Origin of the sequence: Streptomyces sp. NBC_00654 (genome assembly GCF_026341775.1) — a bacterium.
GTDB lineage: Bacteria > Actinomycetota > Actinomycetes > Streptomycetales > Streptomycetaceae > Streptomyces.
Window position 1 is genome coordinate 1143243 of the sequence record NZ_JAPEOB010000002.1, and the last position, 24946, is coordinate 1168188.

Consider the following 24946-nt stretch of genomic DNA (forward strand, 5'->3'; position numbering starts at 1 on the left):
CGCCGTATGCCGCACCGTCCGGTCGCACCGTCGCAGAGCCGAGCGCCTTGGACCGCCCGCAGTCGACCAGCGGGAAGAGAAGTCCATGAGTGTGGAGAAGCGTCCGTTGGGCGTGACGGGAATGAGCATCACGACCCTGGGGCTGGGGACCTGGGCGCTCGGGGGGCCCGATTGGCTCTACGGCTGGAGCAGCCAGGACGACAGGGAATCCATCGCCACGATCCGCCGGTCGCCGCACGCCGGAGTCAACTGGATCGACACGGCCGCCGTGTACGGCCTCGGCCACTCCGTCCGGACGACGGCGAACGCGACGGATGGCGGGAGCGCACTGTGCCGCCGGAGGGTGTCCCGGTGGAGGAGTACTGGCAGACCATGGCCGACCTGAAAGCCGAGGGAAAGGTCCGCGCCATCGGCCTGTCCAATCACAGCGTGCAGGAGCTCGACCGGGCGGAGAAGGTCGCGCACGTCGACGCGATCCAGCCCCCGCTGTCGGCCATCCGGCGGGAAGCGGCGCCGGAGATCGAGTGGGCCGCCGCCCGGGGCACCGGAGTCATCACGTACCAGTCGCTCTATTCGGGCCTCCTGTCGGGTGCGTTCTCCCCGGAGCGGGTGAAGTCGCTGCCGGACAACGACTGGCGCCGTACCGACCCGGAGTTCACCGTTCATCTGCCCGGCAATCTCGCGGTCGCCGAGACCGTACGGTCGATCGCCGCGGCGCACGGAGTGCCGGTGCCGGCCGTGGCCATCGCCTGGGTGCTGGCCTGGCCGGGCGTCACCGGGGCCATCGTCGGTGCGCGCAGGCCGGGCCAGCTCGGCGATCTGCTGGCGGCGGACGGACTGAGACTCTCCGAGGCGGATCTGCGCCGTATCGCGTCGACCATCGAGGAATTCGCCGTGGGCATCGGCCCGTTGCGGCCGCCGGCCGGTTGAGGAACGTCCCCCGCAGACGGGCCCAGTGGGGGCTGCCACTGTCGCCGCCACTGTTTCCGGAGCCGCACCGGCCGTCGTCCCCGGACGGCCCGGCTGTCCCTCGCTCCCGGGATACGCCGATGATAATCTTCCGGTCGTGGCTACCCTGTTCCTCATCTGCGGGCTCCCCGGTTCCGGCAAGACGACGTTGGCCAAGCGTCTGGAAGGGGAATGGTCAGCTCTTCGACTGACCGCCAACGAATGGCTGTTCGAGCTGTTTCCGGCCTATTCCGATGAGGAACTGGACGCCACGCGCGATCCGGTGGAGCGGTTGCAGTGGCGCACCGCCCTGCGGATTCTGGAAACCGGCGGGAATGTGGTGCTCGACTGGGGGCTGTACGCCCGGGAAGAGCGCGATCAGTACCGGAGCGAGGCGCAGGCGGTGGGCGCGCAGGTAGTGCTGTGCGTTCTCGACCTGCCGATGGATGAGCTGCGTGCGCGTATCGCCAAGCGCAACGCGGATCTCCCGCCAGGGACATATCTCATCACGGAGTCCGTGCTCGACACGGCGCTCCACTGCTTCCAGCCGCCGACCCCCGACGAGCTGGCCGCGTTCGATCCGTTCCCCGGCACTCCGGCGCAGCAGACCCCGTAGACCGGCCGCATCACGTTCGTCCGGGCGGAACCGGCTTCCGCGCCGCCCTGGGGTAGCGGCGGGCGATGAGTTCCGCCCCGTTCGCCCGGTTTCCCCCGATCCGCAGCCGGGGCCCGGGGTTGACCGCCTCCAGCAGGTGGTGGAAGCCCTTGTAGTCCAGCGCCTCGCCGACGAGCAGCACATAGGGCTCCTCGTCGGTGTCCCGGCGAGGAGCCGCGAACCGCTCTCGCACCTCCGCGGCCGTGGCCGCCGGCCAGCCCACCCTGACGACGGCGTCGCGCGGCAACCAGTCGAGTGCCTGGCGCTCGCCCGTCGCGGTGTGCACGACGAACAGATCCCGGCCTGCGCCCAGTTGCTTCAGCAGTCCCCGTACGTCGCCGGTCTTCTCCGCGTTGACACCGCCGAGTTCACCGGTCAGTTCGGCGGGCCGGTGCACCGCGTGGATGACGCGCAGCGGCCCCGACGCGACGGGCAGGGAATCCCAGTTCTCGTCGAAGAAGAGGTTGACGAAGACCTCGCGCCCACGGGCCGAGGCGTCGCCAGCGACGTCCGGAGGTTGCGCCGGGTCACCGACGCCAGCCCCTGCCGCGACCCCGTGACCGGCACATGCTCGACTCGTCGCCGGTCCGCCGACCGGCCCTCCAAGTAGGACGGCGGACAGTAGACCGGCGCCCTTGCCGCGGTACCCAGGCCCATCAGCAGGTCGGGGTGGTGGCCGCGCTCATGGCAGTAGTCGTCGAAGAAGGCGAACTTCATCGTTCGCTCCGCCCCCCTGCCTCCACCGCCGCGCGGGCCAGCCGCACCATGCCACGCTGTCGCAGATCGTCGATGGCGTCGACCACCTCCGTCTCGGAACGCCCCGGGGAGCGCCGCCGCGATGCCGGCGATGGAGCGCTCGGCGTCGATCAGATGCAGCAGCGTGTACTCGTCGGCGTCGACGGGGACACGCTGCCCCGTGCGGGTCCGGCAGAAGTAGCTCGGCGCCGACGCCCCCCGACGCTCTCGGTCGAGCCATACGGGGCGAGGTACATCAAGACATTCTCGTGGCCGGGTGCAGCAACCCCCTCGGCGGTGTGGCGGCAATTGCCTCGGAGCGTACCGGCCACTACCAATACGAACAAGATGGCCCCTACATAGTGGAGTGGAGAGGGTTCGACGCCTCAGCCCCCGTCGATTTCAAGCGCCTTGCGGTGACCTCTCACAAAAATGGCGATCACCGTTGCCCAATGATGCCGACCGGCAGTATTTGACGGAGAACTCACAGGGCTCGCCCAAAAAGCCGCTGACTTGCGGAAACGCGCCAAGCCTGACGGAAACCCCTAAAGTTTCCCGTCGATGAGCCTTTTAAAGCCGTATCTCAACCGATCTTGGAATGCGCGGATCGGGTAGAGGCGCAGATCTGGCGGCCTTCCGGTGATCGCACCATGCGGCGAGAGGCACGAACGATCAGACCGGTGCGGGTGATGGTCGAGGCGATGCTGTTCACGATGCCTCCTCGCCTTCCTACGGGACAGAGTTTGGCCACCACGCCTGCGGCAGTGGGCCCCGGGGAGAATCTGCGGAGGATCGGAAGAGCTGGGGAGCGCATGGGGAGAAACCGGTTGTCCAACGCAGCGCGATCCTGGAGGACGCCGGAAGGATCATCCGCGCAGGCAAGAGGCTCCTCCTATCAGGACCTAATTGTCGAAATCAAAAAGAATATGGTCATCATCCAGATACCTGATGGCGACCTCACAGCCTTTCTGCACCTTCGACGAATGGAAGGCGGAAATAGTATCCCGGCCTTCAACATATTTCGTGGCGCCGTTCTCGTGCCACGAAAGCCGGTATTTTATGGTGGCCGCCCCGCTGTCATTCGTGCTGACAAGGCGGACGTCCTCCACCAGGGCCCGGACATCCCGCCCCTGCGACCGAATCCTGTGGTCGCGGCGAAAAAGGTGAATGATATAGGCAAGGCTGCCCAAGACGAGGACGGCAGAAATTATGAAAGCGAACTCCACAGATGCGCCCCTCACGTAAAACTGTCAGGCGCAAGGCCAACGGCCGTTCCACCGACTGCGCGAACCCGATTCCGTCCCGCCCAGTTCCAGAAACGCAGTGTACCGTCGCCCGCAGACGCCGGCGCTGTCGCTCCGGTGCGGCCTCCGGGCCGGTCCCTGTGGTCGCTCATCGGCGACAAGGACGAAACCTCAGGACACTGCCGGCTCTCCCTGAACACGCCGTACACCCAGCACCGCACCGTCAGCCTCGGTGCGCTCACACGGGCGCGCTCGCAGGGGCGTGCTCACGCCGGCGCGGCCGCACTCCGCCGCCGCCCGCCCTTCCAGCAGGCGATCGCGTCGTCGGCGGTGACGACGGTGGCGACCAGCGCGAGAGTGTTGCGGATCATCGCGGGGGTGTACTCCATGGGCACTCCGGCGATGGCGTCCGACGGGACGACCGCCGTGTAGCCGAGGTTCACGGCGTCGAAGACGGCATTGGGAATGGCGACGTTGGCCGACACCCCGGTGACGACCAGCGTCCGGCAGCCCAGGTTGCGGAGCAGGGCGTCCACTTCGGTACCGGCGAGGGGGGACAGGCCGTGCAGCCGCCGTACGACGAGGTCCTCCCCGGCCACGTCGATGGGCTCGGCGACCCGTACCGCCGTACTGCCGGTGTGCTGCTGGACCGGCAGCCGGGCGGCGGCCCGGAAGAGCCGGGCGTTGTGGTTCGCGCCGCGGCCGTCGGGGCGGCGTTCGGCGACCGCGTGCACCACCTGGACCGCGGCTTCATGGGCCGCGTCGACCAGCCGGGCCACATTGCCGAGGGCGCCGGAGGACCGGGCCGCGCGGGCGAGTTCGGGCAGGGCGCTGTCCCGGCCCACGACACCCTGCTGGCACTCGACGGTCAGCAGCACGGTGGTGGCGGGGTCGAGCAGAGCGGCGAGCCGCTCCGGTGATTCCTTGGACGGCACAGTGCCTCTCCTCCTGACTGTCGTCCGGCCCCGCGAAGGGCACGGACTTCCGCGGACGGACCGGGCGCGCGAGGCTAACGGCCATTGCGCGACGAGGGAAGAGCAACCATGCTACCTGACACATAGTCAGACATCGGGAGGGGCACTCCATGGCCGACACTCAGCGAAGAGGCCGCCGGATCATGATGACGGACGGCGAACGGGACGCCTATCTGACCGAACAGCGCACCTGCCGGGTCGCCACCCTCGGCGCGGACGGGCAGCCGCACATCGGCGCCCTCTGGTACGTCTGGGACGGCACCTCGCTCTGGCTGTACTCCCTCACCCGCAGTCTGCGCTGGGCCCAGCTGCGTCAGGACCCGAGGATCGCCGTGGTGGTCGACGACGGCGTGGAGTACGGGGATCTGCGCGGCGTGGAGCTGTCCGGCGAGGCGGAGTTCATCGGCGAGGCGCCCCGGACCGGCGAGCTCCGCGCCGAACTGGAGGTGCCGGAACGGCTGTTCCCTCCGAAGTACTTCGGGATGGAGACCATGCCGCACGACGGGCGGCACGCCTGGCTGCGGCTCACCCCGGAAACGGTCACGTCCTGGGACTTCCGCAAGCTGGCCGGTCTCACCTGAGACCCGCCCCGGAAGCCGCCGCCTCGCGGCCCGCGCCGCGCAGTGCCTCGACCGCCGCCCTGACGGAGGGGCGCCGGTCGGCGTCGGTCCGCCACATCGCGTGGACATGCCGGCGCATCGTCTGCCGCACGGGCACCAGCCGTACCCCGTCCGGCACCGGACCGCGTCCCAGACGCGGCGCCACACAGACTCCGAAACCCGCCGCCACCAGGGCGAGTTGGGTGTGGTGCTCACCTGCCAGATGGGAGATGCGGGGCTCGATGCCTTCGGACCGCAGGGTGAACATCAGCCACTCGTAACAGAATTCACCCGCGGGCCAGGACACCCATTCGTCCTCGGCGAAGTCCGCCAGGGCCACCTCCGTACGGTCCGCGAGCGGGTGGGAGGCGGGCATGGCGATGTCGGGTGCGTCGTCGAGGAGTTCGGACCTGGACAGCCCGCCGGGCACGGGCAGCCGCTTGTTGCTCCATTCGAGCACGACGGCCAGGTCGACATCGCCGCGCAGCACCGCCAGAACACCCTGCTCGGGCTCCAGTTCCCGCGTACGGACCTTCAGTTCAGGATGATCCGCACTCAGGGAGCCCAGCGCCGCGGGGAACAGTCCGCGCGCCGCGGTCGGGAAGGCGGCGATCTCGACCTCACCCACCACCTCGCCCCGCTGGGCCTCGATGTCGGACTGGGCCAGCTCCACCTGGGACAGGATCCGCGCGGCGTGATCCGCGAGCAGCCGCCCCGCGTCGGTGAGCCGGACGCCGCGGCCGTTCCTGGCGAGGAGCCGCTGCCCCACCTCGCGTTCCAGCTTGGCCATCTGCTGGGAGACCGCCGAGGTGGTGACATGCAGGCCACCGGCCGCCCCGCTCACCGAGCCGTGCCGGGCGAGGGCGTCCAGCGTACGAAGGCGCTCCAGGTTCAACATGTAAGCGATGCTACGGGAACGGCACCAGTAATTCTCACTTGTCCTACGTGGTTGATTTCGTCATCGTTGCCCTCATGAGCGCCCCCTCCGAACCGGCGGCCCGATCGGCCGCGCACCGGGCACCGCGCACCGGCGCCCCGGTTTCCGCACCCCCGTCCGCAGCCGCATCGGCGCCCGCTCTCCCCCGGCGCCCGGGGACGAGCGGAGGGGTACGCCGGCCGGCGGCGGACTGGCGGATCCGGTTCGGGGCGCTCTCGCTCATCTGGGGCTTCAGTTTTCTGCTCATCAAGGTGGGGACCGACGCCTTCGCCCCGTTCCAGGTCACCTTCGGCCGCCTGCTGTCCGGTACGGCGGTGCTCGCCGTCGCCATGGCGGTGCGCCGCGAGCGGGTGCCGCGCTCGGCGCGGACCTGGGGTCATCTCACCGTCGCCGCCTTCTTCCTCAACGCCCTGCCGTTCTCGCTCTTCGCCTACGCCGAGACGACCATTCCGTCCACGCTCGCCGGAATCTGCAACGCGACCTCTCCGCTCTGGGGCATGGCGCTCTCCATCGTCGCGCTGTCCGAGGACCGGCCCACCCGCCGCCGTGTCGCGGGCCTGGGCCTCGGCTTCCTCGGCGTCCTGACCGTGCTCGGCGCCTGGCAGGGATTCTCCGGGCTGGACCTCAGCGGTACGGCGATGGCGCTGCTGGCCTCCCTCAGCTACCCCATCGGCTGGATCTACGTCCGCCGGACGCTGGCCGGGACGGGTTCGTCCACGCTGGCGCTGACCGGCAGTCAGCTCTTCATCGGTACGCTGCAACTGGCCCTGGTGACCCCTCTGTTCACCTCCGCGCCGGAGGCCTTCCCTCTGCTGCCGACCCTCGCCGTCGTCGCGCTGGGGGCTCTGGGGACGGGCCTGGCGGTGCTGCTCCAGTACGGCTTAGTGGAGGAGGTCGGCCCGACGACCGCCCAGATGGTCACGTACTTCATCCCGGTCATCGCCACGGCGGCCGGGGTCGCCCTGCTCGGTGAGGAGTTGAGCTGGAACACTCCGGTGGGCGCCGTGATCGTCCTCGCCGGGGCGTTCCTCACCCAGAGCCGGACCGTACCGCCCCCGACCCAGCCCGCGTCCGCGCACCGATCGTGACCGGCCACGCGCCGCCCGCGCCCGGCCGCTCCCCCGGCCCCGACCGGCGGGCCCGCCCCGGGCCCGCCCCATCGGCCCGTACGCCCGGCACGCCGCCCCTCACCCGTAGCTGATCGGCCGCGCCGGCCCCGCCGCCTCCGCCACCGCGTCCGCCAGCGGCTCGATGTCCGCGGCGGTCAGCGCCGACACGGTGAGCCGCACTCCCTGCGGTGCGGCCATCCTGAACCGCGCCCCCGGAGCCACCGCCCATCCCGCGCGCAGCAGCCGGGTCACGGCCCCGGTCTCGTCGCTCACCGGCACCCATACGTTCATCCCGCTGCGGCCGTGCGCCACCACGCCCCGCGCCTCCAGCGCCTCGACGAGCGCGCCCCGCCGCTCCGCGTACGACCTGGCGACCGCCGCCGGGTCGACGGCACCCGAGGTCCACAGGTGCAGGACGGCCCGTTGGAGCAGCCGGCTGACCCAGCCGGGTCCCAGGCCGAGCCGCCCCACCACCCGGTCGACCGTCACCGTGTCTCCGGTGAGCACGGCGACCCGCAGATCCGGCCCGTACGCCTTCGCCGTGGACCGCACGAAGGCCCAGTGGTCCGTGACACCGGCGAGCGGGTGCAGCGGCTGTTCGACGATGGCGTGCCCGTGGTCGTCCTCGATCAGCAGGACTCCCCGGTGACGGGCGAGTACGGCGCGCAGCTCGCGGGCACGCTGTGCGGTCAGCGCGGCCCCCATCGGATTCTGCGCCCGGTCGGTGACGATGAGCGCGCGGGCACCGGCCCGCAGGACGCGTTCCACGTCCGCGGGCAGCGGTCCCTCGTCGTCGACGCCCACCGGGACCGCGCGCATCCCGAGTGCCGGTACGAGATCGAGCAGGCTCCCCCACCCCGGATCCTCGACCGCGACCGTGTCGCCGGCCCGGAGGTGCGCGGACAGCACCCGTTCGATCGCGTCCAGGGCCCCGGAGGTGACGGCCAGCGGCCCCGCCGGTACCCCGTCGGCGTCCATCGCCCCCCGCGCGAACGCGGCGAACTCCGCGACCACCGGCGCCTCCCCGTACAGACCGGGCCGCCGCGCGTGGGCGGTCACCGCCGCGGCGAACGCCGCCCCGAGATCCGGCAGCAGGGCCGTGTCGGGGTTGCCCTCGCCCAGGTCCGTGACACCGGGCGGCGCCTCGATCCGCAGCGAGCCCCGCGCCGTACTGGCGGGGCGGGACCGCACCCGGCTGCCCCGGCGCCCCGCCGTCTCGATCACCCCACGCTCGCGCAGCGTCCGGTAGGCGGCCGCAACGGTGTTCGGGTTCACCTCCAGCGTCGCCGCCAGCTCCCTCATGGGGGGCAGCACCTGGCCGGGCGCGAGGTCACCCGAACCGACCCCACGCTCCACACTCGCGGCGATTTCCGATGCACGCCGCCCACTGATCCGATACTCTCCTAGCACAAATCTCATTATGCACTAGTGCAATGGAGGACGCACGCCATGCCGGACACTTCGACGCCCGACAGTACGGGGCCGGACCCCGTCGCCCCCTATGTGCCCACCGGGCGCACCATTCCCACCCGGAGCAGGGACCGCGCTTCCTACGACCGGGAAGTGGTCCATTCGATACTCGACGCTGCGTACCTCTGCCATCTGGGCTTCGTGCGCGACGGGGCGCCGGTCGTGCTGCCGACCCTGTTCGGACGGGTCGGCGAACGTCTCTACATCCACGGCTCGACCGGCTCCCGGCCGCTGCGGGCGGCCGACGCGTCGGACCCGGGCCTGCCGGTCTGCCTCACCGTCACCCATGTCGACGCGCTGGTGCTGGCCCGGTCCGCCTTCCACCACTCGATGAACTACCGCTCCGTGGTGGTGCACGGGGTGGCGGTCGCGGTGACCGACCCCGAGGAACGGCGCATCGCACTGGACGCCATCGTCGAACAGGCCGTCCCGGGAAGGTCCTCGGACACCCGGCCCGCCGACGCCAGGGAACTGGCCGCGACGGCGGTGATCCGGCTCGACCTGGACGAGGTCTCCGCGAAGATCCGCACCGGTGGCCCCAACGACGAACCGGCCGACGTCGGGCTGCCCCACTGGGCGGGTGTCATCCCGCTCACCCGCGGGTACGGCGCACCGGTCCCGGCTCACGACCTCGACCCGGCCGTCGCGGTGCCGGACTACCTGTCCGCACACTGACCGGCCGCGCCGGCACACCGGGCTCCCTGTGACGCACCGGCACACCGGCGCATCGGCCGCGTGATCGGCCCGCTACGGCGACGTGCGCTCCACCGGCAGCGCCTCCTCGGTCACGACGCCAGGCGGGACCGCACCCGAGGCCACCGGCCCCGAGGGGGACTTCGGAGCCGAGGACTGCGCGATGAACGCGCCGATCAGGACGACGGAGCCGCCGATGAGCTGCGGTGCGGAGAGATGCTCACCGAGCAGCACCCAGGCGAGGACGGTCGCGATGACCGCCTCCAGACAGGCGACGACGCCCGCCACCTGCGGGGAGAGCAGCCGCACCGAGATCACCCCGGTGATATAGGCGAACACGGTGGCGAGCAGCACGATCCAGCCGAGCAACAGCCAGGCGGGAACGGCGTTGCCGTTCATCTCGGCGCTCCGGCCGAGAACGGCCCAGTCCATGCCCCAGGGCCGGGCGACCACGGTGAGGACGGCGGCACCGGTCAGCAGTCCGTACGAGATGACGCCGACCGGATGCGGGGGCGGGGCGCTCTCCTCGCCACCGCCCCCGGAGTCCTGACCGCCCGGGTCCGACAGGACGAAGTAGCCGACCTGGCAGCAGGCCGCACCGAGCGCGAGGAGCAGCCCCACGGCGTCGAAGCTGAGCCCGGACCACACCTCGACGACACAGGCCAGCCCGCCGACCGCGAGGACCACACCGAGCGCGGCGGCCCGGGTGACCGGCCTGCGCCGTACGAAGCGGACCCAGCCGAGCACCAGCGCGGGGGCGAGATATTCGACCAGGAGCGCCACGCCGACGGGGATACGGGAGATCGCGGCGAAGTAGCAGGCCTGCACACCCGCGACGGCGAACAGCCCGAACCCGGCCAGCAGCGCGGGACGTTCACGCACCAGGTTCCGGTGCCGCCAGGCGACCGGCAGCATGATGAGCGCGGCGCCCGCCACACGGAGCCAGACCACGTGCAGCGGATCGAGACCCGCCTCGATCAGCGGCTTGGCCGCCACCCCTGAACCACCGAAAGCGAAAGCCGAGACGAGGGCCAGTCCCAGGCCGGCGCTTCTCCCCTGAGACGCGTGCATCGGCACATCATGACAGCTGCGATCAGTAGCGTCATCCCTGTCACACCTGTCGAGACGTGTGGCTCACGCCTGCCGCGACATCCCGGCTCACACCTGCGGAGACGCCTCGGCGGTCAGCTCCGCCGCGCGGTCCGCCAGCCAGGCGGCGTCCACGCCCGCGCGGGCCAGCACCTCCACGGCCCGGCACTCCTTGTCGGCGGCCAGGGCGGCGAGGAGGTCGAGGCCGCCGGGCCGAGGTTCACCGCGGAGTGCGGCGCGGCGCCCGGCCTCCTCCATGGCGGTCACCGCCGAGGGCGACCAGCCCTCCGCCGCCGTGTCCCGGACCACCGGGACCGCGCCGGAGTCCTCGACCGAGCCCTGCCAGCGGAGCCCGTAGCCGATGCTGCGCTGGACGAGGTAGCCGAGCACCTTGGCCAGCCGCGGACCTCCGTCGAAGGCGTCACGGACCGCAGGGTCCGACTCGATGAGGGAGTGCAGGAGATGGGCCGTGTCGATCTGACGGTCACCGTCGCGCAAGGCCCGTCTGCGCGCGCCGGTCACCACCGAAGCCAGTTCCACGGAGAATCTGGCATCGAGGTCGGCACGGTTCGGTGCGGGCTGTTCAGGTATCCGCGGCGTCCGGTTTTGCACACCTCTTACCCCATCAGTCCCGGCGTGCCGGAGCATCCCCGGAGGGGCCCATTTACACATCCCACCCAAGTTGGGCACACCGGATCAGGCCCTCATCCTTGCGGATGAGATGTCCCCACCGCGCGCAACCGATCCGAAAGGGGCGCACGGTCCCGGCCCGCGGAACCGGAGCGGCCCCCGCCCCGCGTGCCCGGGGCAACCGGGGGGCCCTTCCCGTACGTCCCTCACGCAACAGCACGTTCACAGCATCGGGAAGGAGTATGTCGGAGGTGTTCTGGATGGTCGCCCTGCCGGCACTGGACGGGCTGGAGTACGTGTACCGGGTGTACGCACCGGACGACGCGCTGCCCGCCGATCTCTTCTGGGCCGCGTTCCACTGCCACGACGAGGGCCCGCATCCACGCGCTTCGGACCGGTTCGATTCGGCGGTCATCTGGCGGAACCGGCAGACCCAGCAGATCTGACAGTTCATCAGTATTGAATGTTCCCGCCACTGCCGCTACGTTCCGCGACACCGCAACCCGACGATCCAGGGGTGACCGCATGGCCGAAGTCAGCGCCGAGGCGCGTATCGAAGCACCCGCCGAAAAGGTCTGGGCACAGCTCACGGACTTCACCACGTACGGCGCGTGGAACGCCACCCACACCAGCTTCCCCAAGGGCGGCCCCGCCGTACTGGAGCTCGCGGCCACCTACGAGGAGAACATGAAGCTCATGGGCTTCCCCGCCGAGGTGACCTGGACGGTGGCCGCACTGGAGTCCGGCCGGCTGCTGACCACCACGGGCAAGGGCCCGATGGGCGTCAACCTGTCCATGCGTTACTCCCTGACGCCGGACGGGGACGCCACCACGATGCGCATCGACGGGGAGTTCACCGGGGCCGCGGTCTCGCTGATGGCGGGCAAGCTCAAGGACTCGGCGACGGCGGCGCTGCACGAGTCGCTGCGCAAACTCGGCGGTCTCGTCACGGCATAGGCGCCGCGGCCACCGCGGCACCGACACCCCCGCGCCGCTGCGCCCCTCGACCGACTCGCCGACTCGCCGACTCGCCGACTCGCCGACTCGCCAAAAGCATCCGGCCGCAGCAGCCGGAAGGGCCTCGCGGACCGGCCGCGGGGCCCTTCGTACCGAACAGCTCGCCGACGCCGACGACCGTCGGCGTCAGTGCTCGTCGGCAAGGATCAGGTAGAGCTTCTTGCGGGCGTCGTTGATGACGGACAGCGCCTTCTGCCGCTGGTCGGCCGAACCGGTCTTCCAGACCTGCCCGAACGCCTCCATCAGACCGAAGCCGGCCTGCCGGATCTCGTTCACGCTCTCCCAGTCGACGCCGCGCCCGGCCTCTTCCCACGGCGCCTCGGGACCGGTTTCGGCCTCACCGCGCCCGGAGTCGGTGAGCGTGAACAGCTTCTTGCCGCCCTCGCTCGCGCTGACGATCAGGCCTTCGTCCTCCAGCAGCTGGAGGGTCGGGTAGACCGAACCCGGGCTGGGCCGCCAGGCCCCGCCGCTGCGCTCGCCGATCTCCTGGATCATCTCGTACCCGTGCATCGGCCGGTCCTTCAGCAGGGCCAGGATCGACGCACGTACGTCACCGCGCCTCGCCCGGCCCCTGCCGCCACCCCGGCCGCGCCCGCCCCCGAAGGGACCGCCGCCGAAGGGACCGCCACCGAACGGCGGCCCGAACTGCCCGAAAGCCGCCCGCCGCCCCTCGAAGTCGCCCCGACCCTGATGACCGGGCCCGCAGTGCCCATGTCCGTGCTCATGCTCGTGTCCATGTGAACGCATCGCTACGCTCCTTCCATCGTTGATCTGTCGCGATGCGTCAACGATATATCGGAAACTATCGCCTGGCAAACATCGCCCGCCTCCGCCCGGTGACCTGTGACAGCGATCGTTGATCGCTTGCCAGAAAGAGTTGATCAAAGTTCGTTTATGTCAGCGATGAGTGACCACATGGCTTCTTGTGTCAGCTCAGGCTGACCGCTGCGTGTTTGACCTCTCTCGGTGAAGGTTGATCTCCTCGGCGACCGTCTGGGACCGTGGTCGAGCGCCTGCTAGGCCATGCTTTGCAAGCCGATACTTGGACCCTGCCTGTCGGCGAGGCGCGCGCTGGCCCTTGCGGCGGAGCAGAAAGCGGTGGCTCCGGGGAGCCAGATCCGACAGGATCCAGGTATGTCAGATGAATGGCCCCCGCCCAGGCACTCCTTCTATTACCGGATGAGCACCCAGCTGGACGGTGGACCGTCTTTCGACCTGGACATCACCACTCCCAGAGCCCGGTCGAGCGTGGACATCTCCACCTTCAGGGTCGGGCGCCACGGAGGCCCGGACGAAGCCGACCTCGCTTACCGTGAACGTCTCTACGGGCTGATCGGCGCCATCGTGGTCGCCGGCGGCCATGTCGAGGCGGCCATGAAGCGGCTCATACTGCTACTGAGAGACGAGCAGGGCGGCTTCTCGCTCGTCGACAAAACATGGTCCGACCTTCACAAACTGCTGGTGGCGCAATCCCGCAGGAGCATTCCACAGGCCACCGCACTCGCCGAGATCCTCGAGTGGGGCGAGGTCAACGAGCTCAAGCGCCGCCGCGACGATGCCGTTCACGCTTCCTGGTGGAACTGGGACGGCGTGGGCGTCATGCGCTCCCGCTTCTTCAGGAAGCAGGATGGCGCGAACATCGTCTGCACCCTTGAGGACCTCGAGGAGGATGCGAGGCTGCTCTTCGCGTACGCCGAGAAGCTCGACCTCCTTCTAGAAGCGGATTGGCCGCAGGCGAGACTGCCACGCCGGACCTGAGCGCCTTCTCCTGCCGTTTCTCCGCGGAACGCGGACGTACAGGCACGACCCTAGGCAGGCGAGGAAGTCCGCCGATAGGCAATGCGACGCCACCCGGTGTCCCGGGATCGCCTGTTGTTGACGCTCCGTGCTGGCTCCGCAACTCCCGCTGTTTCCGGTCGGGCCAGACCAGGGCACCTACAGGGAAAGCGCCACCACCCCACAGGTGGGGCCTGTCAGGCTGTGAGCCGTTCGGGCAAGCGGCGGCGGTAGCGTGCCCGGAGTACGTCGCCTGGTCTTGCCTACTCGCCGGGGGTGCCCGTGTCCATGCCGGAAGCATCCATCAGGTGTTGCCGAGCCGGCATGGGATCGCCGGTGCGTCTGCCGCCGCCCGCACCCGCCCACCGATACCGGTCTCTTCGGCGCCGCACGTCCGTTCGCTCGGCTGAGTGTCTGCGCCCAGTGCCGGGCCGAGCCTTGGACGCGAAGTCAGTCCTGCGTCTGGTTTTCGATGCGGGTCACACGATCGGGGCCCGGATGATCGACGCCGGGCACCATGGGGTTCTCGTAGTCGAACTCCACCTTGCCGAAAGAGTCGCTGGTGATTGGCGGAGGGTCGTTGTCGGCGATGATCAGTTGAAGGCGCTCACCGTATGCGTCGGCCATCGTCCGAAAGCGGCTGTAGATATCTGTAGCGCGTTGCCGGTCGGAGTCGTTGTTGCCGAAGGCCTTGCGGGGCGAGTCGATAACAAGGAGGGATGGCACGAGGACGTCAGCGTGGTCGAGACCGAAGGCAAGAAGAGTCAGGCTGTAGGCGAGGCTGACGGAGGTGGCGATGCCGCCGCCGGAGGCCTGCAAGCTCTCGAAGGGTTGTCCGTTGACCACGGGCAGGTAGGTGTCGCGGTCGATGACGGCCGTGTCGACCCACGGCAGGTTCCAGCTGGTGAGCAGTTGCCCGAATTCGGTGCTGAGGTCACCGAGCAGTGTCTGGCTGGCCTTGAGCCGCTCCGACTTTTCCTTAATGTCCTTGTTGACCTGCCGCCGCTCCGCTCTGATGTCGCGGATGTCCTTGTCGATGGCGCGTACCCGGGTCCAGGAATCCCGCAGCTGGGTAATGGCGTCGATACTGGCTTTGAGCGTGGCAACGCGCGTGCTCGCATCGGTAATTGCGTCGAAGCGTGGAGCGACCGCATCGCGGGTCTGGGCGTCAAGCTGCCGACGCAAGCTGGTGACAGCGAAGTTGAGCTGCTGCGACCGCTGCCGTGAGGCCTGCAGGTGCGCCTCGTCCGACTGCTCGATGTGCCGCGCGTCCTCAAGTTGTTGCTGCAGGACGGTGCGTGTTTCTTCGATGGCCGCCGGGTCGACATCGGCCTCGGCGGGATCGGGCTGGAGGCAGACGATGCAGTGGTCGTCTGCCACGGTCCGTGTGGTCAGGGACTGCATACAGCGCGGACAGACGACGAATTCGAACGGGGACAGCTGGTCGATGGCGGTGGCCGACCGTGCGAGACGGGATAGGTCGAGCTGGACCTGGGCGACCACCGCCCGTCGTGCCTCTACGAGGTCGGCGGCCGCGGAGACTTCCTCCTCGGCCTGCCGTGCGGCGTGGATCGCGGCCTGCAGTTCCTCCCGCAGTGCGCTGTCGGCGGCCGTCTGTTCCTCCAGTTCGGTGCGGAGACTCGCCAGCGCGGACTCGGCCCGTCCCAGAGTGTCGCGCAGCTGCGCGAGCTCGGCCCGCAGCTCGTCGTCGCTGCGGGGATCGGAGGCGGCCAGGAACTGGCCGACGTTGTCGTGCTCGGCGGTTCGGGCCTTCAGCCTGTCCGTGAGCTGGCCCGCGGTGCGCTTGAGCTCCAGCAGCACGCTGTCGGTCAGCGCGAACATCAATCGGAAGAGCTCTTTGCGCTTGGGCTCGAACCAGGAGTCCAGGTGGCCGACGACCTGGCGGTCGATCTCGCGCGCCTGGAGATAGACGTAGGTGTACAGGTCGTTGAAGGTGAGGTTCTGCTGCCGCGCTACTCCCTCGCGGCGCGCAGCGATCTGTACGCGGGGAAAGCCAAGAGCGTCCAGCAGGTGGTCGGAGAGCGTTGTTCCACCGCTCTCCGTGTTGCGCAGGGGCAGGGTGCGCTCAAGGGCAAGGGAGTGCGGGTCAAGGAGGTCGACGGTGTCGGCGGTGTCACCCCCGATGGTGCGTCGCAGGACGATGCGTTCGGTGCCGGCCACGACCTCGGCCTGGACGGACAGGACGTGGTCGCGGACGGCAGGGGTGAGCATGGCGGTGCCGCCGAGGGCGTGCTTGAAGAGCATCAGCAGGCTGGACTTGCCGGTCCCGATGGGGCCGGTGATCACGGTGGCCGGGCGGTTGAAGCGGTAGGTCTTCTCCGTCTCGGCGGTGGTGACCTTCAGGGAGAGGATGCGCAGGTTGACGGCCATGTCAGATCTCCGTCCGCCAGGGTCGGTCCACCGCGTCGGGCAGGCGGTCGTAGATGAGGTTCTTCAAAGCCGATCCTGTTTTGTTGAAATGCTTCTTGAGTAGCTTGATCCGGCTGGCGACTACTGCCCATTCCGGCGTGGCGGCCAGGGCGGCAGCGGCAGAGGCGCCTTGCTCGGTGACGCGGAATTCGGCTCGGGCCGTGTCGCCGTAGGTGATCAGGCCGCGGGCGGCGAGGGAGCCCAGGATGCTGTAGTAGCGCTGGTCCCAGGGCCCGTACTTGTAGCGGGTCATCCGGCTCTCCACCGCCAGACGCTCCTCCGGGGACGGGGCGGTTCCTTCGGGCCAGGAGGCCTGACCGGCTGGCAAGAGACGCTCCAGCATGGCCGGGTAGCGCAGCAGAAAGTCGAGTTTGGCGAGCTTAGTCAGACCCGCGAGGCAGCTCTTGGCGGTGGTGAACTGCGCAATGAGCAGGAGAACTCGCGCTTCGTGATACTGGCTCTCGCGCTGCTCGGCCTGCCGCTGCCGGGTGCGCAGGCGGACTGCCGCAGCCTCGAAGTCGGCGCTCGGCGTCATGACGCTTCACCGTCCGCATCGAAGTTCTCGGAGAAGTAGAAGAGGCATTCGTCGCACAGCTGATAGGCCAGCCCCAGCAGATGCTGGTTTTTCACCAGGAATGGCGGCGGCGTGGACAGCCCGTCGACTTTGAGTCGCTGGGTGAGCAGGTCATTCATCGTGCTGCCGTACGCGCTGCCGTCCTGGGTCTGTGAGCGGGCGTGGCGCTTGCACTCGAAGACGACTTCCAGTACGTCCGTGGACAAGTTCAGCAGATCGGTGTCATCTCCGGCCAGGCCGGAGCGCCGCTCGGACCATGTGGCGTACCACGCTGAGCGGAGCCGCTCCGCGAACGCCGCTTCATCCGAGGGGACCAGGCCGCGCAGCAGCTTGCGGTTGAGCTTGGCGCCCCCCGGTGCCACTAGGGGGACCTGGCCCCGTGGGAACGCTGCTAGTTGGGCCGATGCGTACGCCATCTCTGCACGGAGGACGTCGCGGGTGATGCTCCGGCGCCCAATGCGCTGCTGCATCTGCGTGCTGTAGCGGACGCGGCTCGGATCGGCGATGTAGGCGGCAAGTTGGCCGCGGTCGCTCTCATCACGGTTGGCGCTCTCGATCCGGTCTACGATGTTCCGGTAGGTGGCCTCCGTGTCGACGTGCGCCAGCTGCAGTTGCTCGACGGCGGGTACCAGAAGGCTCTGAATGTTGACGTCGGTGATGTACGCGCGCTGCGGCGGATCACACGAGATCTCTAGGACCGTGAGGAACTGTCTGACCTTGTCCGCGAAGCCTGCCGGTATCTGGATGTCTGCGAGTGGCACTTTGGGCGTTTCAGGGACGTTGTCATAGGGCTCTTCCCAGCGCACCTTCAACATCTGGCGGGCGATCGTGTCGACCATGGCCGACAGGCCGTCGGTGATTTCAGGCCCCGGCCCGCACATCCGAGTCAGGAGGTCGGCATTGTCCTTGGCTGGGCTCATGGCCGCGTTCGTGGCCAACCGGAGCCGCACGTTCGCGGCGCACTCGCAGGCGCACCAGCGGTCGAAGAGATGAGTAAGACCGCCGCTCTTGCACAACTTGACGAGTGTCCAGGTGCCTTGGTTCTCTTCGCGGTGCTTGACCGATACGAGTTCCACGGAGCCGTCGGTGAATGCCACCACGAAGTCTTCGTGCCATTCACAGACGATGAAGTCGATCGCGTCTTGCGTGAGCATGGCCAGACAGTCCCGCGCGGCTACTTCCGCTTGGTAGCGATAGCGGCCCAACGTATCCGAGCCGCTGTCTTCGCCCGGGGCGAGCCTGAAGATCGCGTGCGTCGAACCGTCCGGACCCGTGGCAGTTGCAGGGCGCTCGGCCCTGGTGGCTCCGCCCGACGCGTCGACCATCAACGTCCCCCGCTCCGGCCCCGCATGAGAGCGCGTTCCTTTCCACGTCTGCTCCGCCAGCAGACGTGAAGATCCCTACCCGTATCACACTCCAGGGTCACTGCGTAACTGTCCGTCGCGTGATCGTGTGGGAGATGCCATTTCGCTCGCCCCGCTAGCCGGTGTCCTTCAGATGCTCGCCCCAGCGATCAAGAAGCTTGCGCCACGCGGACTTCCTCGGCGCCTACGAAGGGGCGCTGGTGAAGCAGGCTCGACAGAGCGCCCTGGAGGAGCGGGTGAAGGCCGTACTGGCGGACAAGGAAGACTATGGGTAGGCGCGATCCGGTCAGCTCCGGTCCCGGCCGGATCTTCCGCCACCACCCCCTCCTGATGCTGCGCTCGCACCGCTGCGCCCAGTGGCTGACCCGTCCGCCGACCTGGCCCCGGCGCGCGGCCGGCGACTTCACGGACGACGTGCCGACGAGGTGTAAGCCCACGCAATGTCCACGACGCTGACCCTCGACTTGGGATGCCCCCGTTATGTTTTTCGCGGTCCTGCAATGGGGCCGCTGGCCTCCGGGCCCGGTATGACTGTGTCCCCTCTGTCGAACGGATGACCTGGGGGGTGGTGTCGCCGGGCCTGGGGGTGCCGTCGGAGACGCTGATGAGAGACCCGGCCACCGCCCGGTCCGGCGCAATGCCGGGCAGAGACGTGGGCGGCAGGTCTGCATAACGTGGATGCGCGAGCACGGTGCCACTGCCGAGGCCGGCACGGTCAACGACCTGGAGAGGGTGCGATGTTCGACACCGAAGGCGTGGGCGTCTTCCTCGGGATGGACGTCGGCAAGACCGCCCATCACGGTCACGGGCTCACCCCAGCCGGGAAGAAGGTCTTCGACAAGCCGATGCCCAACAGCGAACCCAAGCTGCGGGCCGTCTTCGACAAGCTCAAAGCCAAGTTCGGCACTGTGCTGGTGATCGTGGACCAGCCCGCGTCCATCGGTGCCCTGCCGCTGACCGTCGCCCGCGACGCGGGCTGCGAGGTCGCTTACCTGCCCGGACTCGCGATGCGCCGAATCGCTGATCTGTATCCGGGCGAGGCGAAAACGGACGCGAAGGACGCGGCGGTGATCGCGGACGCGGCCCGGACGATGCCTCACACCCTGCGTTCGCTTGAGCTGACCGACGAGATCACCGCCGAGCTCACGGTCCTGACCGGTTTCGACCAGGACCTCGCAGCCGAGGCCACCCGGACCTCCAACCGGATACGCGGCCTGCTCACCCAGTTCCACCCCAGCCTCGAGCGCGTGCTGGGGCCCCGGTTGGACCACCGGGCCGTCACCTGGCTGCTGGAACGCCACGGATCTCCGGCCGCCCTGCGGAAAGCAGGCCGCCGCAGACTCGTCGAGCTGATCCGGCCCAAGGCCCCGCGGATGGCGCAGAGGCTGATCGACGAGGTCTTCGACGCTCTCGACGAGCAGACCGTCGTTGTTCCCGGCACGGGCACCCTCGACATCGTGATCCCGTCGCTGGCCGCCTCGCTCGCCGCGGTCCATGACCAGCGCCGGGCACTGGAAGCCCAGATCAGCACCCTGCTGGAGGCCCACCCTCTTCATCCGGTCCTGACCTCGATGCCCGGAGTCGGAGTCAGGACCGCCGCCGTCCTTCTGGTCACCGTCGGCGACGGCACCGGCTTCCCCAGCGCCGCCCACCTCGCCTCTTACGCCGGCCTCGCCCCGACGACAAAATCGTCGGGGACCTCGATCCACGGCGAACACGCACCCAGAGGCGGAAACCGGCAGCTCAAACGCGCCATGTTCCTCTCCGCATTCGCCTGCATGAACGCCGACCCGGCCTCGCGCACCTACTACGACCGGCAACGCGCCCGCGGCAAAACCCACACCCAAGCCCTCCTCCGCCTCGCCCGTCAACGCATCAGTGTCCTCTTCGCCATGCTCCGGGACGGCACCTTCTACGAGTCTCGAACCCCCACCGTCACCCTCGCCGCATAACCATCCCAAACAGCCTCATACCCGGCGCCACATCCTTGACGAACGACATAGAGACACCCCCCGGATGCCCAACAGGACCCGTGCTGGACGAGGGCGCGACCACTGAGTCAAGATCGAGTTGAGGGGGAGGGAAAATTGAACGAGAAGACTTTCACCGAGATGGCAAGCCGGTTCCTGCGCGCATCCCTGGACTCGTGGCGCCAGGGGAACCACGCCTTTGCTGTCCTACACGCTGGTGTCGGATGCGAGCACATCCTCAAGGCCTTGCTGTGCCGTCACAACCCCTTGTTGATCGCTGAGAAGGGTGACCAGTCCTTCCGTTTTCACTCTCTTGGCCACGGGGACGCGAACGGCGTCAAGCCTCTCTCTGAGGCAAGGACCATCGGCATACTCGAAGCCTTCAAGACTGCAGCCGTCTTCATGCGCGGCCGTATGCCAGTGGATGAACGGAGTTTTCGGCCGTTCGCCGACTCCCGCAACGGCGTCGCGCACTCTGCCTACCTAGATGACATGGCCGTCAGGAAGGTCATCGAAACGGGTGTCCAGGTCGTCGAGTCTGTCCGTGCCGAGCTAGGCCTGGACCCAGCTGGCTTCTGGGGCGAATACACGAACGTCTTCGCAGATCTGAGCCAGGTTGCCTCCGTGCCCGCCCCCGCAGGACCGGACAAACGACCTCTTCTGGAACCCTTCGCCCAACAACTTGCGTTCGCCGCGCGCGAGCGTGCCCGCTCGGCTGTCTCGGTAGCCCTCAGTACAGGCCTTGAAGCCGCCTCCTGGGACGAGGCCACAATGTCCAGCGAGCTCGAAGGGGATGTCACCCGCACTGCGCTGGATGCTGCACTGGTCACTGCACTACGGATCGAGGGATCCCAAGCTGGGCAAGCCGCCGAGAGGCTGCTCGTAGAGCACGGAGTGCTCCCGCTCCCTGCGCCGCTGTCCTCCCACGAGGACCCTGGCGTCCTGCAGCGGTCCCATACTGCTGTAACGGTCAAGGTCATGATCGCTTCAGGTGTCATCGCTGGACTCGTCGACGTTCAGGGTCGCCACCGCGATATGCCCCTAGTTGACATTCTGATCCACCTCGACCAAAGAGGCTGCCTGATAAGTAGTCGGGCAAGCGGTGACCACGTGTGGTGGCGTGAGTGCCCGGCTTGCGGTTACGCCGGCAACGTGTACGGGGACCTCAGCCCCGTACCCTGCCGCTGCGATGCGTGGGCGCAGTCGTGTATCCACCCTGGCGGGGTTGTCGACGTCGGAACGGTCGAGTCCTTCTCCTGCCCCTTCTGCGGCCTCTCCCTGAGCAACCGCGGGGAAATCGTCACGGCGGGCATTGAATCGCGTAACGAAGCCCCGGAAGAAGATTGGTGAGCAAGCGCGACGACTGAAGCACGAATAGGTCTACGGTCTTGTAGATCATTAACGTGTCCTCTTGATCTTGATGCTGGGTGTGCTCGCTTGGGCGTGGGCCCGAGCCGCCTGGGCGACCGTTGGGGGTCGGCGCGGGCAGAATGACGATGCCGTGTGCCTTGAGCAACCGCCTGTTCTTCGGGAGCGTGCGATGGCGGTGCGGCTGGTGGCGAGCAGTACGGCGAGGGGTTCGGCGACCAGGAAGATCCGGCTTGCCTGACCAGCGTGAAAGCCATGGCTGATGACCGCTCAGGGCGCGTACGATACGGGGCCATCCGGGCGGATGATTCCAAGATCGGACGAACCATGTCAGCGTTGACGGCTCAGCTTGATAACGGCCAGCTTGCCCTGATGACCACTATGGCTGAGCCCTACCTCAAGAAGGGGCAGTGGCCGGTCTGGCACTACGTCGAGGCTCAGCTCGACCGCCAGGGTCTGGATGCTGCGTCGGTTCTTAAGTCGTTGCCGAGCGTGGGGTCTCCGCTCATCGGGCAGCGTTCATACGGACTGGCGTGGTACGACCGGAACCAGCTTGCCGACGATAGCCGCCCGGTTCTTACCGTCGCCGCTGGCCTCCATGTTCCCCAACTTGAGCGCGTCTTCGGCGATCTTTTAATCACCATCTTGCAATACCTGATTAAGCATCAGCAGGCCATAACTCCCTCACCCGACAAGGTAGAGAAGGCATATGTAACGTCGGACGACATCCGAAGAGACTTCTCCGCCGCGACACCTGAGTTCTTGGGGGCGCTGCCTGGTATCTTCCGCCACGAACCAGTATTGCGGAGCGGCTACTCGACGTGGGGCACCAGCAACGGCTGGCGGTTTGAGCTGAACCGAGAACTCGCTAAGTATCGGAATGTCAGCAACCTCAGCGAATATGTTTCAAAGGTCACTGAAATCCTGCTTGAGGAGCAACTTCTATTTGAGGCAACCCATTCCCTGACTCAACAGAACATCATCGTAGGCGCGTCGGAGGGCCTGGCGCCAACAGCTTCTCCTACCGTCACATTTCCATTCTACGTCAACGCTGGCCTCATTGAAGAACTGGAGCAGAAGCAGGGTCAGACCACCTGGAGCCTCGACAAGCTGTTGAAGTTGCTGCGCGAGCTGAACGATTGTTACGCGGAAGATCATGTCTATGCCTGCCACGCACTAGTAAGGGCAGTCATTGATCATGTCCCGCCGATTCTTGGTGCCAACTCCTTTGAGTCAGCAGTCAGCAACTACAAGTGGACCCGGACCGACAAGAAGTACATGACCCGTTTGCTGGAATTCAAGAACCAGGCGGATGATGTACTTCACCGGCGGATCCGCCCTAGCAAGGATGTCATCGCGATGCACGACCTGTTGCCCTTCGGGGCTTACCTAAACGCGCTGCTACGGGAGTGCATCGATAAGCTGTAGTGGCCAGCGCAAAATGGATTGCGGGAAGAGGTGGCATGGCGGTAAAGGCAAAGCTAGAGGGCCATACCTTCGATCTGGATGCCTTGGTGGAACTCTTCCGCGAGGGCGACCCGAGGGTTAGCAAGGAGGAGGGCGGCTACTACCTGAACTCGGCTGAGTTGGGCGGCCTCATGGACAACGGTGGGCGGTTGTTCGAGGCAGCTACTAACCTTCTCCAGCGAGTGACAGGGGTGGCACGTGTCCTGGACAGCAGCTTTCGGCCCGTCAGCCTGCCCGGCATCTTCGTGGAGGATGACGGCACGGGTAACAGGCGGCGTCACCATATTGTGCAGGCCGACACCGCTGTGGTTCGGTCCAGGGCGTACGGCGTAGTTCTGTCAGTGGGTGATGGACAGTCGCCACCATCTCAACCCCCGCCCCCATCACCGCCAGAAGGACCGCCGTACATGCGGTTGGCGTCGAGCCACGTCGATGTTGCCGAGACTCTGGAAATCCTGGGCAGGTCAAGCGTTTCACTAACCTGGGTTGATCTCTACAAGGTCTATGAGATTGTGCGTGGCAACGTGGGAGGCGATAAGCAACTCAAGGCGACGCAGTGGGTGTCCAGTGGTGATCTGTCTGCGTTTACGGCATCAGCTAATCGACCTGATGTGAGTGGCAGCGAGGCGCGTCATGCAAGAGCTACCGGGACCGGACTTCCGAAACGGACGATGACCCTGGCCGAGGGCGAGGCTTTCGTCCGCAGTCTGGTATTGGCCTGGTGGAACTACCTCGGTGGTCAGCCTTCAGCTTAACCTCGCGCTTTGATGAAGGGGGCTGTTCGGCAGGCGGTCACACAAACAAAGAACACCTCTGACCAGCGAGAATGAGTATTGTCTAAAAGGTGTTGCGCAAGGCTCTGAACTGGGCATCTCCGTTGTATGGCCGGGGTGTTGAGGGCTGAGCGGGTGTGGGTGGAGACCTTTACGGGGCTGCGGGTGACGCAGTTTCGGGTCTGTTGAAGGTGGTGCGGGAGAGCGGGGCGGTGACGGCACGCTGCGAGGCCGATCGCGGTCGTTGCCGCTGGCCGAGCGGGTTCTCATGGTCGCGCTCTACTACCGGACGAACCTGACGATGCGGCAGCTGGGCCCGTTGTTCGGTGTCTCGTCCTCCCCGGCCTGCCGTGTCATCCAGCGGCTGGGCCCGCTGCTGGCACTCGAGCCTGCCTCTCGCGCGGCCGATGCGGCGGAACGGTTGTGGATCTTGTACGGCATCCTGGTCCCGGTCCGTGACCGGACCGTCGGCTCCTCGTCACGCAACTACCGGTTCTCGACGAACGTACAGGTCGCTGTCGATGCCCGACACCCGTCCTGCGATCGCTGCCGCCCGCCCGGTGCCGGGTAACACCGCGGACGCCCGTGCCTGGCGAGCCTCCGGGCTGAGCACGTACTGCCAGGGCGTGACCGTCCTAGGCGACGGCGCCTACCTCAACTGCGGGATGGTCGTGCCGCACCGCAAACGCCCCCGCCGGCCCCTGCTGCCGGGCGAGGAGGACGACAACGCCGCCCACCGCAAGGTGCGTGCGCAGGTGGAGCATGTGATCGGCCGGATGAAGAACTACAAGATCCTCCGCGACTGCCGGCAGCACGGCGACGGCCTCCACCACGCTGTCCAGGCCGTCGCCCACATGCACAACCTCGCCCTGGCATCATGACCACAAGACCGCGATCAAAACCCCTGGCCTGCACAATCACGGCCTTGTGCAACACCCTTTAGAGATCTGGGTACGTAATTTCTTTGGGGTGATCCCTCAGGCTCTTCAGCGTCAGCACGCCCTGTTCTACTTTATCGACAAGGAATAGCTCACGAGTCTTGCAATCGGAGCATACGTCCACGGACGCCAGGGGCCAAAGGTCGAGCGGGGCTTTCGTAGGGCCGTTCCCTACATAGATGTGCT

Annotated in this window: 25 protein-coding genes and 1 pseudogene; 14 read left to right on the forward strand and 12 right to left on the reverse strand. The window is 67.6% G+C overall.

Annotation, left to right across the window (positions count from 1 at the left end):
• Positions 1 to 85 precede the first annotated feature (85 nt).
• From OHA98_RS25375 to OHA98_RS25385, 3 genes are all read left to right on the forward strand, one after another.
• Positions 86 to 385, forward strand: coding sequence for an aldo/keto reductase (locus tag OHA98_RS25375; protein ID WP_266929047.1), 300 nt, complete (start codon positions 86 to 88; stop codon positions 383 to 385).
• The gene (locus OHA98_RS25380; protein WP_266929048.1) at positions 373 to 930 is read left to right on the forward strand and encodes an aldo/keto reductase; all 558 of its coding nucleotides are present in this window, start codon (positions 373 to 375) and stop codon (positions 928 to 930) included. Before OHA98_RS25375 ends, OHA98_RS25380 begins: the two co-directional genes overlap by 13 nt.
• A 136-nt stretch (positions 931 to 1066) precedes the next feature.
• Positions 1067 to 1564, forward strand: coding sequence for an AAA family ATPase (locus OHA98_RS25385; RefSeq protein ID WP_266929049.1), 498 nt, complete (start codon positions 1067 to 1069; stop codon positions 1562 to 1564).
• A gap of 10 nt (positions 1565 to 1574) precedes the next feature.
• On the opposite strand, the gene OHA98_RS25390 is transcribed toward OHA98_RS25385, so the two are convergent.
• From OHA98_RS25390 to OHA98_RS25405, 4 genes are all read right to left on the reverse strand, one after another.
• Complete coding sequence (locus tag OHA98_RS25390; protein ID WP_266929050.1) at positions 1575 to 2000, reverse strand: hypothetical protein; 426 nt, start codon at positions 1998 to 2000, stop codon at positions 1575 to 1577.
• Between the two features lie 921 nt (positions 2001 to 2921).
• A complete protein-coding gene (locus tag OHA98_RS25395; protein ID WP_266929051.1) occupies positions 2922 to 3050 on the reverse strand; it encodes a hypothetical protein in 129 nt (42 codons plus the stop codon).
• A gap of 190 nt (positions 3051 to 3240) precedes the next feature.
• The gene (locus OHA98_RS25400) at positions 3241 to 3564 is read right to left on the reverse strand and encodes a hypothetical protein (RefSeq protein WP_266929052.1); all 324 of its coding nucleotides are present in this window, start codon (positions 3562 to 3564) and stop codon (positions 3241 to 3243) included.
• A 284-nt stretch (positions 3565 to 3848) separates the two neighbouring features.
• Positions 3849 to 4517 carry an isochorismatase family protein gene (locus OHA98_RS25405; protein WP_266929053.1) on the reverse strand — a complete coding sequence of 223 codons (669 nt, stop codon included), beginning with the start codon at positions 4515 to 4517 and terminating at the stop codon, positions 3849 to 3851.
• Positions 4518 to 4666: 149 nt separating this feature from the next.
• Between OHA98_RS25405 and OHA98_RS25410 the strand changes: the two genes are divergently transcribed.
• On the forward strand, positions 4667 to 5137 hold the full coding sequence (locus OHA98_RS25410; RefSeq protein ID WP_266929054.1) for a pyridoxamine 5'-phosphate oxidase family protein: 471 nt from the start codon (positions 4667 to 4669) through the stop codon (positions 5135 to 5137).
• Here OHA98_RS25410 and OHA98_RS25415 read toward each other — a convergent pair.
• Entirely contained in the window at positions 5130 to 6053 is a 924-nt protein-coding gene (locus OHA98_RS25415) for a LysR family transcriptional regulator (protein ID WP_266929055.1), read from the reverse strand. The two genes, OHA98_RS25410 and OHA98_RS25415, sit on opposite strands and share 8 nt — an antisense overlap.
• Positions 6054 to 6091: 38 nt before the next feature.
• Here OHA98_RS25415 and OHA98_RS25420 point away from each other — a divergent pair, with 38 nt between their 5' ends.
• The gene (locus OHA98_RS25420; RefSeq protein WP_266929056.1) at positions 6092 to 7180 is read left to right on the forward strand and encodes a DMT family transporter; all 1089 of its coding nucleotides are present in this window, start codon (positions 6092 to 6094) and stop codon (positions 7178 to 7180) included.
• Positions 7181 to 7279: 99 nt separating this feature from the next.
• Here OHA98_RS25420 and OHA98_RS25425 read toward each other — a convergent pair whose 3' ends face one another.
• Positions 7280 to 8611, reverse strand: a complete 1332-nt coding sequence (locus tag OHA98_RS25425; protein ID WP_266929057.1) for an aminotransferase class I/II-fold pyridoxal phosphate-dependent enzyme — start codon at positions 8609 to 8611, stop codon at positions 7280 to 7282.
• A gap of 39 nt (positions 8612 to 8650) precedes the next feature.
• On the opposite strand from OHA98_RS25425, the gene OHA98_RS25430 reads away from it, so the two are divergent.
• Entirely contained in the window at positions 8651 to 9346 is a 696-nt protein-coding gene (locus OHA98_RS25430; RefSeq protein WP_266929058.1) for a pyridoxamine 5'-phosphate oxidase family protein, read from the forward strand.
• A gap of 72 nt (positions 9347 to 9418) precedes the next feature.
• On the opposite strand, the gene OHA98_RS25435 is transcribed toward OHA98_RS25430, so the two are convergent.
• Both OHA98_RS25435 and OHA98_RS25440 read right to left on the reverse strand, forming a co-directional pair.
• Positions 9419 to 10435 carry a DMT family transporter gene (locus OHA98_RS25435; protein ID WP_266929059.1) on the reverse strand — a complete coding sequence of 339 codons (1017 nt, stop codon included), beginning with the start codon at positions 10433 to 10435 and terminating at the stop codon, positions 9419 to 9421.
• 87 nt (positions 10436 to 10522) lie between these two features.
• The gene (locus OHA98_RS25440) at positions 10523 to 11065 is read right to left on the reverse strand and encodes a Clp protease N-terminal domain-containing protein (protein ID WP_266929060.1); all 543 of its coding nucleotides are present in this window, start codon (positions 11063 to 11065) and stop codon (positions 10523 to 10525) included.
• Positions 11066 to 11334: 269 nt separating this feature from the next.
• On the opposite strand from OHA98_RS25440, the gene OHA98_RS25445 reads away from it, so the two are divergent.
• Together OHA98_RS25445 and OHA98_RS25450 are read left to right on the forward strand one after the other, a co-directional pair.
• On the forward strand, positions 11335 to 11529 hold the full coding sequence (locus tag OHA98_RS25445; RefSeq protein ID WP_266930907.1) for a hypothetical protein: 195 nt from the start codon (positions 11335 to 11337) through the stop codon (positions 11527 to 11529).
• A gap of 79 nt (positions 11530 to 11608) precedes the next feature.
• Complete coding sequence (locus OHA98_RS25450; protein ID WP_266929061.1) at positions 11609 to 12040, forward strand: SRPBCC family protein; 432 nt, start codon at positions 11609 to 11611, stop codon at positions 12038 to 12040.
• A 186-nt stretch (positions 12041 to 12226) separates the two neighbouring features.
• On the opposite strand, the gene OHA98_RS25455 is transcribed toward OHA98_RS25450, so the two are convergent.
• Positions 12227 to 12847, reverse strand: a complete 621-nt coding sequence (locus OHA98_RS25455; protein ID WP_266929062.1) for a PadR family transcriptional regulator — start codon at positions 12845 to 12847, stop codon at positions 12227 to 12229.
• 432 nt (positions 12848 to 13279) lie between these two features.
• Between OHA98_RS25455 and OHA98_RS25460 the strand changes: the two genes are divergently transcribed.
• Positions 13280 to 13858, forward strand: coding sequence for a hypothetical protein (locus tag OHA98_RS25460; protein ID WP_157851157.1), 579 nt, complete (start codon positions 13280 to 13282; stop codon positions 13856 to 13858).
• 468 nt (positions 13859 to 14326) lie between these two features.
• Here OHA98_RS25460 and OHA98_RS25465 read toward each other — a convergent pair whose 3' ends face one another.
• Genes OHA98_RS25465 through OHA98_RS25475 form a run of 3 tightly spaced genes read right to left on the reverse strand, consistent with a single transcriptional unit; the run spans position 14327 to position 18205 of the window.
• On the reverse strand, positions 14327 to 16267 hold the full coding sequence (locus OHA98_RS25465) for an AAA family ATPase (protein ID WP_266929063.1): 1941 nt from the start codon (positions 16265 to 16267) through the stop codon (positions 14327 to 14329).
• 1 nt (position 16268) lies between these two features.
• Positions 16269 to 16841 carry a hypothetical protein gene (locus OHA98_RS25470; protein ID WP_266929064.1) on the reverse strand — a complete coding sequence of 191 codons (573 nt, stop codon included), beginning with the start codon at positions 16839 to 16841 and terminating at the stop codon, positions 16269 to 16271.
• Complete coding sequence (locus OHA98_RS25475; RefSeq protein ID WP_266929065.1) at positions 16838 to 18205, reverse strand: dsDNA nuclease domain-containing protein; 1368 nt, start codon at positions 18203 to 18205, stop codon at positions 16838 to 16840. The genes OHA98_RS25470 and OHA98_RS25475 overlap by 4 nt, the downstream gene beginning before the upstream one ends.
• A gap of 776 nt (positions 18206 to 18981) precedes the next feature.
• Between OHA98_RS25475 and OHA98_RS25480 the strand changes: the two genes are divergently transcribed.
• The 5 genes and pseudogenes from OHA98_RS25480 (at position 18982) to OHA98_RS25500 (ending at position 24703) form a co-directional block, all read left to right on the forward strand.
• Positions 18982 to 20196, forward strand: coding sequence for an IS110 family transposase (locus tag OHA98_RS25480; protein ID WP_266922784.1), 1215 nt, complete (start codon positions 18982 to 18984; stop codon positions 20194 to 20196).
• A gap of 135 nt (positions 20197 to 20331) precedes the next feature.
• Complete coding sequence (locus OHA98_RS25485) at positions 20332 to 21564, forward strand: hypothetical protein (RefSeq protein ID WP_266929066.1); 1233 nt, start codon at positions 20332 to 20334, stop codon at positions 21562 to 21564.
• A 273-nt stretch (positions 21565 to 21837) separates the two neighbouring features.
• Positions 21838 to 23010 (forward strand): hypothetical protein, encoded by a 1173-nt coding sequence (locus OHA98_RS25490; protein ID WP_266929067.1) that lies wholly within the window; start codon positions 21838 to 21840, stop codon positions 23008 to 23010.
• A gap of 35 nt (positions 23011 to 23045) precedes the next feature.
• Entirely contained in the window at positions 23046 to 23804 is a 759-nt protein-coding gene (locus tag OHA98_RS25495; RefSeq protein WP_266929068.1) for a hypothetical protein, read from the forward strand.
• A gap of 126 nt (positions 23805 to 23930) precedes the next feature.
• A pseudogene (locus tag OHA98_RS25500) lies at positions 23931 to 24703 on the forward strand (transposase family protein).
• The last annotated feature ends 243 nt before the right edge of the window (positions 24704 to 24946 follow it).

What these genes read in the sequence shown, in the direction of transcription:
- OHA98_RS25375 (WP_266929047.1), top strand. Translation starts at nt 86, where the DNA reads ATGAGTGTGGAGAAGCGTCCGTTGGGCGTGACGGGAATGAGCATCACG.
- OHA98_RS25380 (WP_266929048.1), top strand. Translation starts at nt 373, where the DNA reads ATGGCCGACCTGAAAGCCGAGGGAAAGGTCCGCGCCATCGGCCTGTCC.
- OHA98_RS25410 (WP_266929054.1), top strand. Translation starts at nt 4,667, where the DNA reads ATGGCCGACACTCAGCGAAGAGGCCGCCGGATCATGATGACGGACGGC.
- OHA98_RS25415 (WP_266929055.1), bottom strand. Translation starts at nt 6,053, where the DNA reads ATGTTGAACCTGGAGCGCCTTCGTACGCTGGACGCCCTCGCCCGGCAC.
- OHA98_RS25430 (WP_266929058.1), top strand. Translation starts at nt 8,651, where the DNA reads ATGCCGGACACTTCGACGCCCGACAGTACGGGGCCGGACCCCGTCGCC.
- OHA98_RS25435 (WP_266929059.1), bottom strand. Translation starts at nt 10,435, where the DNA reads ATGCACGCGTCTCAGGGGAGAAGCGCCGGCCTGGGACTGGCCCTCGTC.
- OHA98_RS25450 (WP_266929061.1), top strand. Translation starts at nt 11,609, where the DNA reads ATGGCCGAAGTCAGCGCCGAGGCGCGTATCGAAGCACCCGCCGAAAAG.
- OHA98_RS25455 (WP_266929062.1), bottom strand. Translation starts at nt 12,847, where the DNA reads ATGCGTTCACATGGACACGAGCATGAGCACGGACATGGGCACTGCGGG.
- OHA98_RS25460 (WP_157851157.1), top strand. Translation starts at nt 13,280, where the DNA reads ATGAGCACCCAGCTGGACGGTGGACCGTCTTTCGACCTGGACATCACC.
- OHA98_RS25465 (WP_266929063.1), bottom strand. Translation starts at nt 16,267, where the DNA reads ATGGCCGTCAACCTGCGCATCCTCTCCCTGAAGGTCACCACCGCCGAG.
- OHA98_RS25470 (WP_266929064.1), bottom strand. Translation starts at nt 16,841, where the DNA reads ATGACGCCGAGCGCCGACTTCGAGGCTGCGGCAGTCCGCCTGCGCACC.
- OHA98_RS25475 (WP_266929065.1), bottom strand. Translation starts at nt 18,205, where the DNA reads ATGGTCGACGCGTCGGGCGGAGCCACCAGGGCCGAGCGCCCTGCAACT.
- OHA98_RS25480 (WP_266922784.1), top strand. Translation starts at nt 18,982, where the DNA reads ATGTTCGACACCGAAGGCGTGGGCGTCTTCCTCGGGATGGACGTCGGC.
- OHA98_RS25490 (WP_266929067.1), top strand. Translation starts at nt 21,838, where the DNA reads ATGGCTGATGACCGCTCAGGGCGCGTACGATACGGGGCCATCCGGGCG.
- OHA98_RS25495 (WP_266929068.1), top strand. Translation starts at nt 23,046, where the DNA reads ATGGCGGTAAAGGCAAAGCTAGAGGGCCATACCTTCGATCTGGATGCC.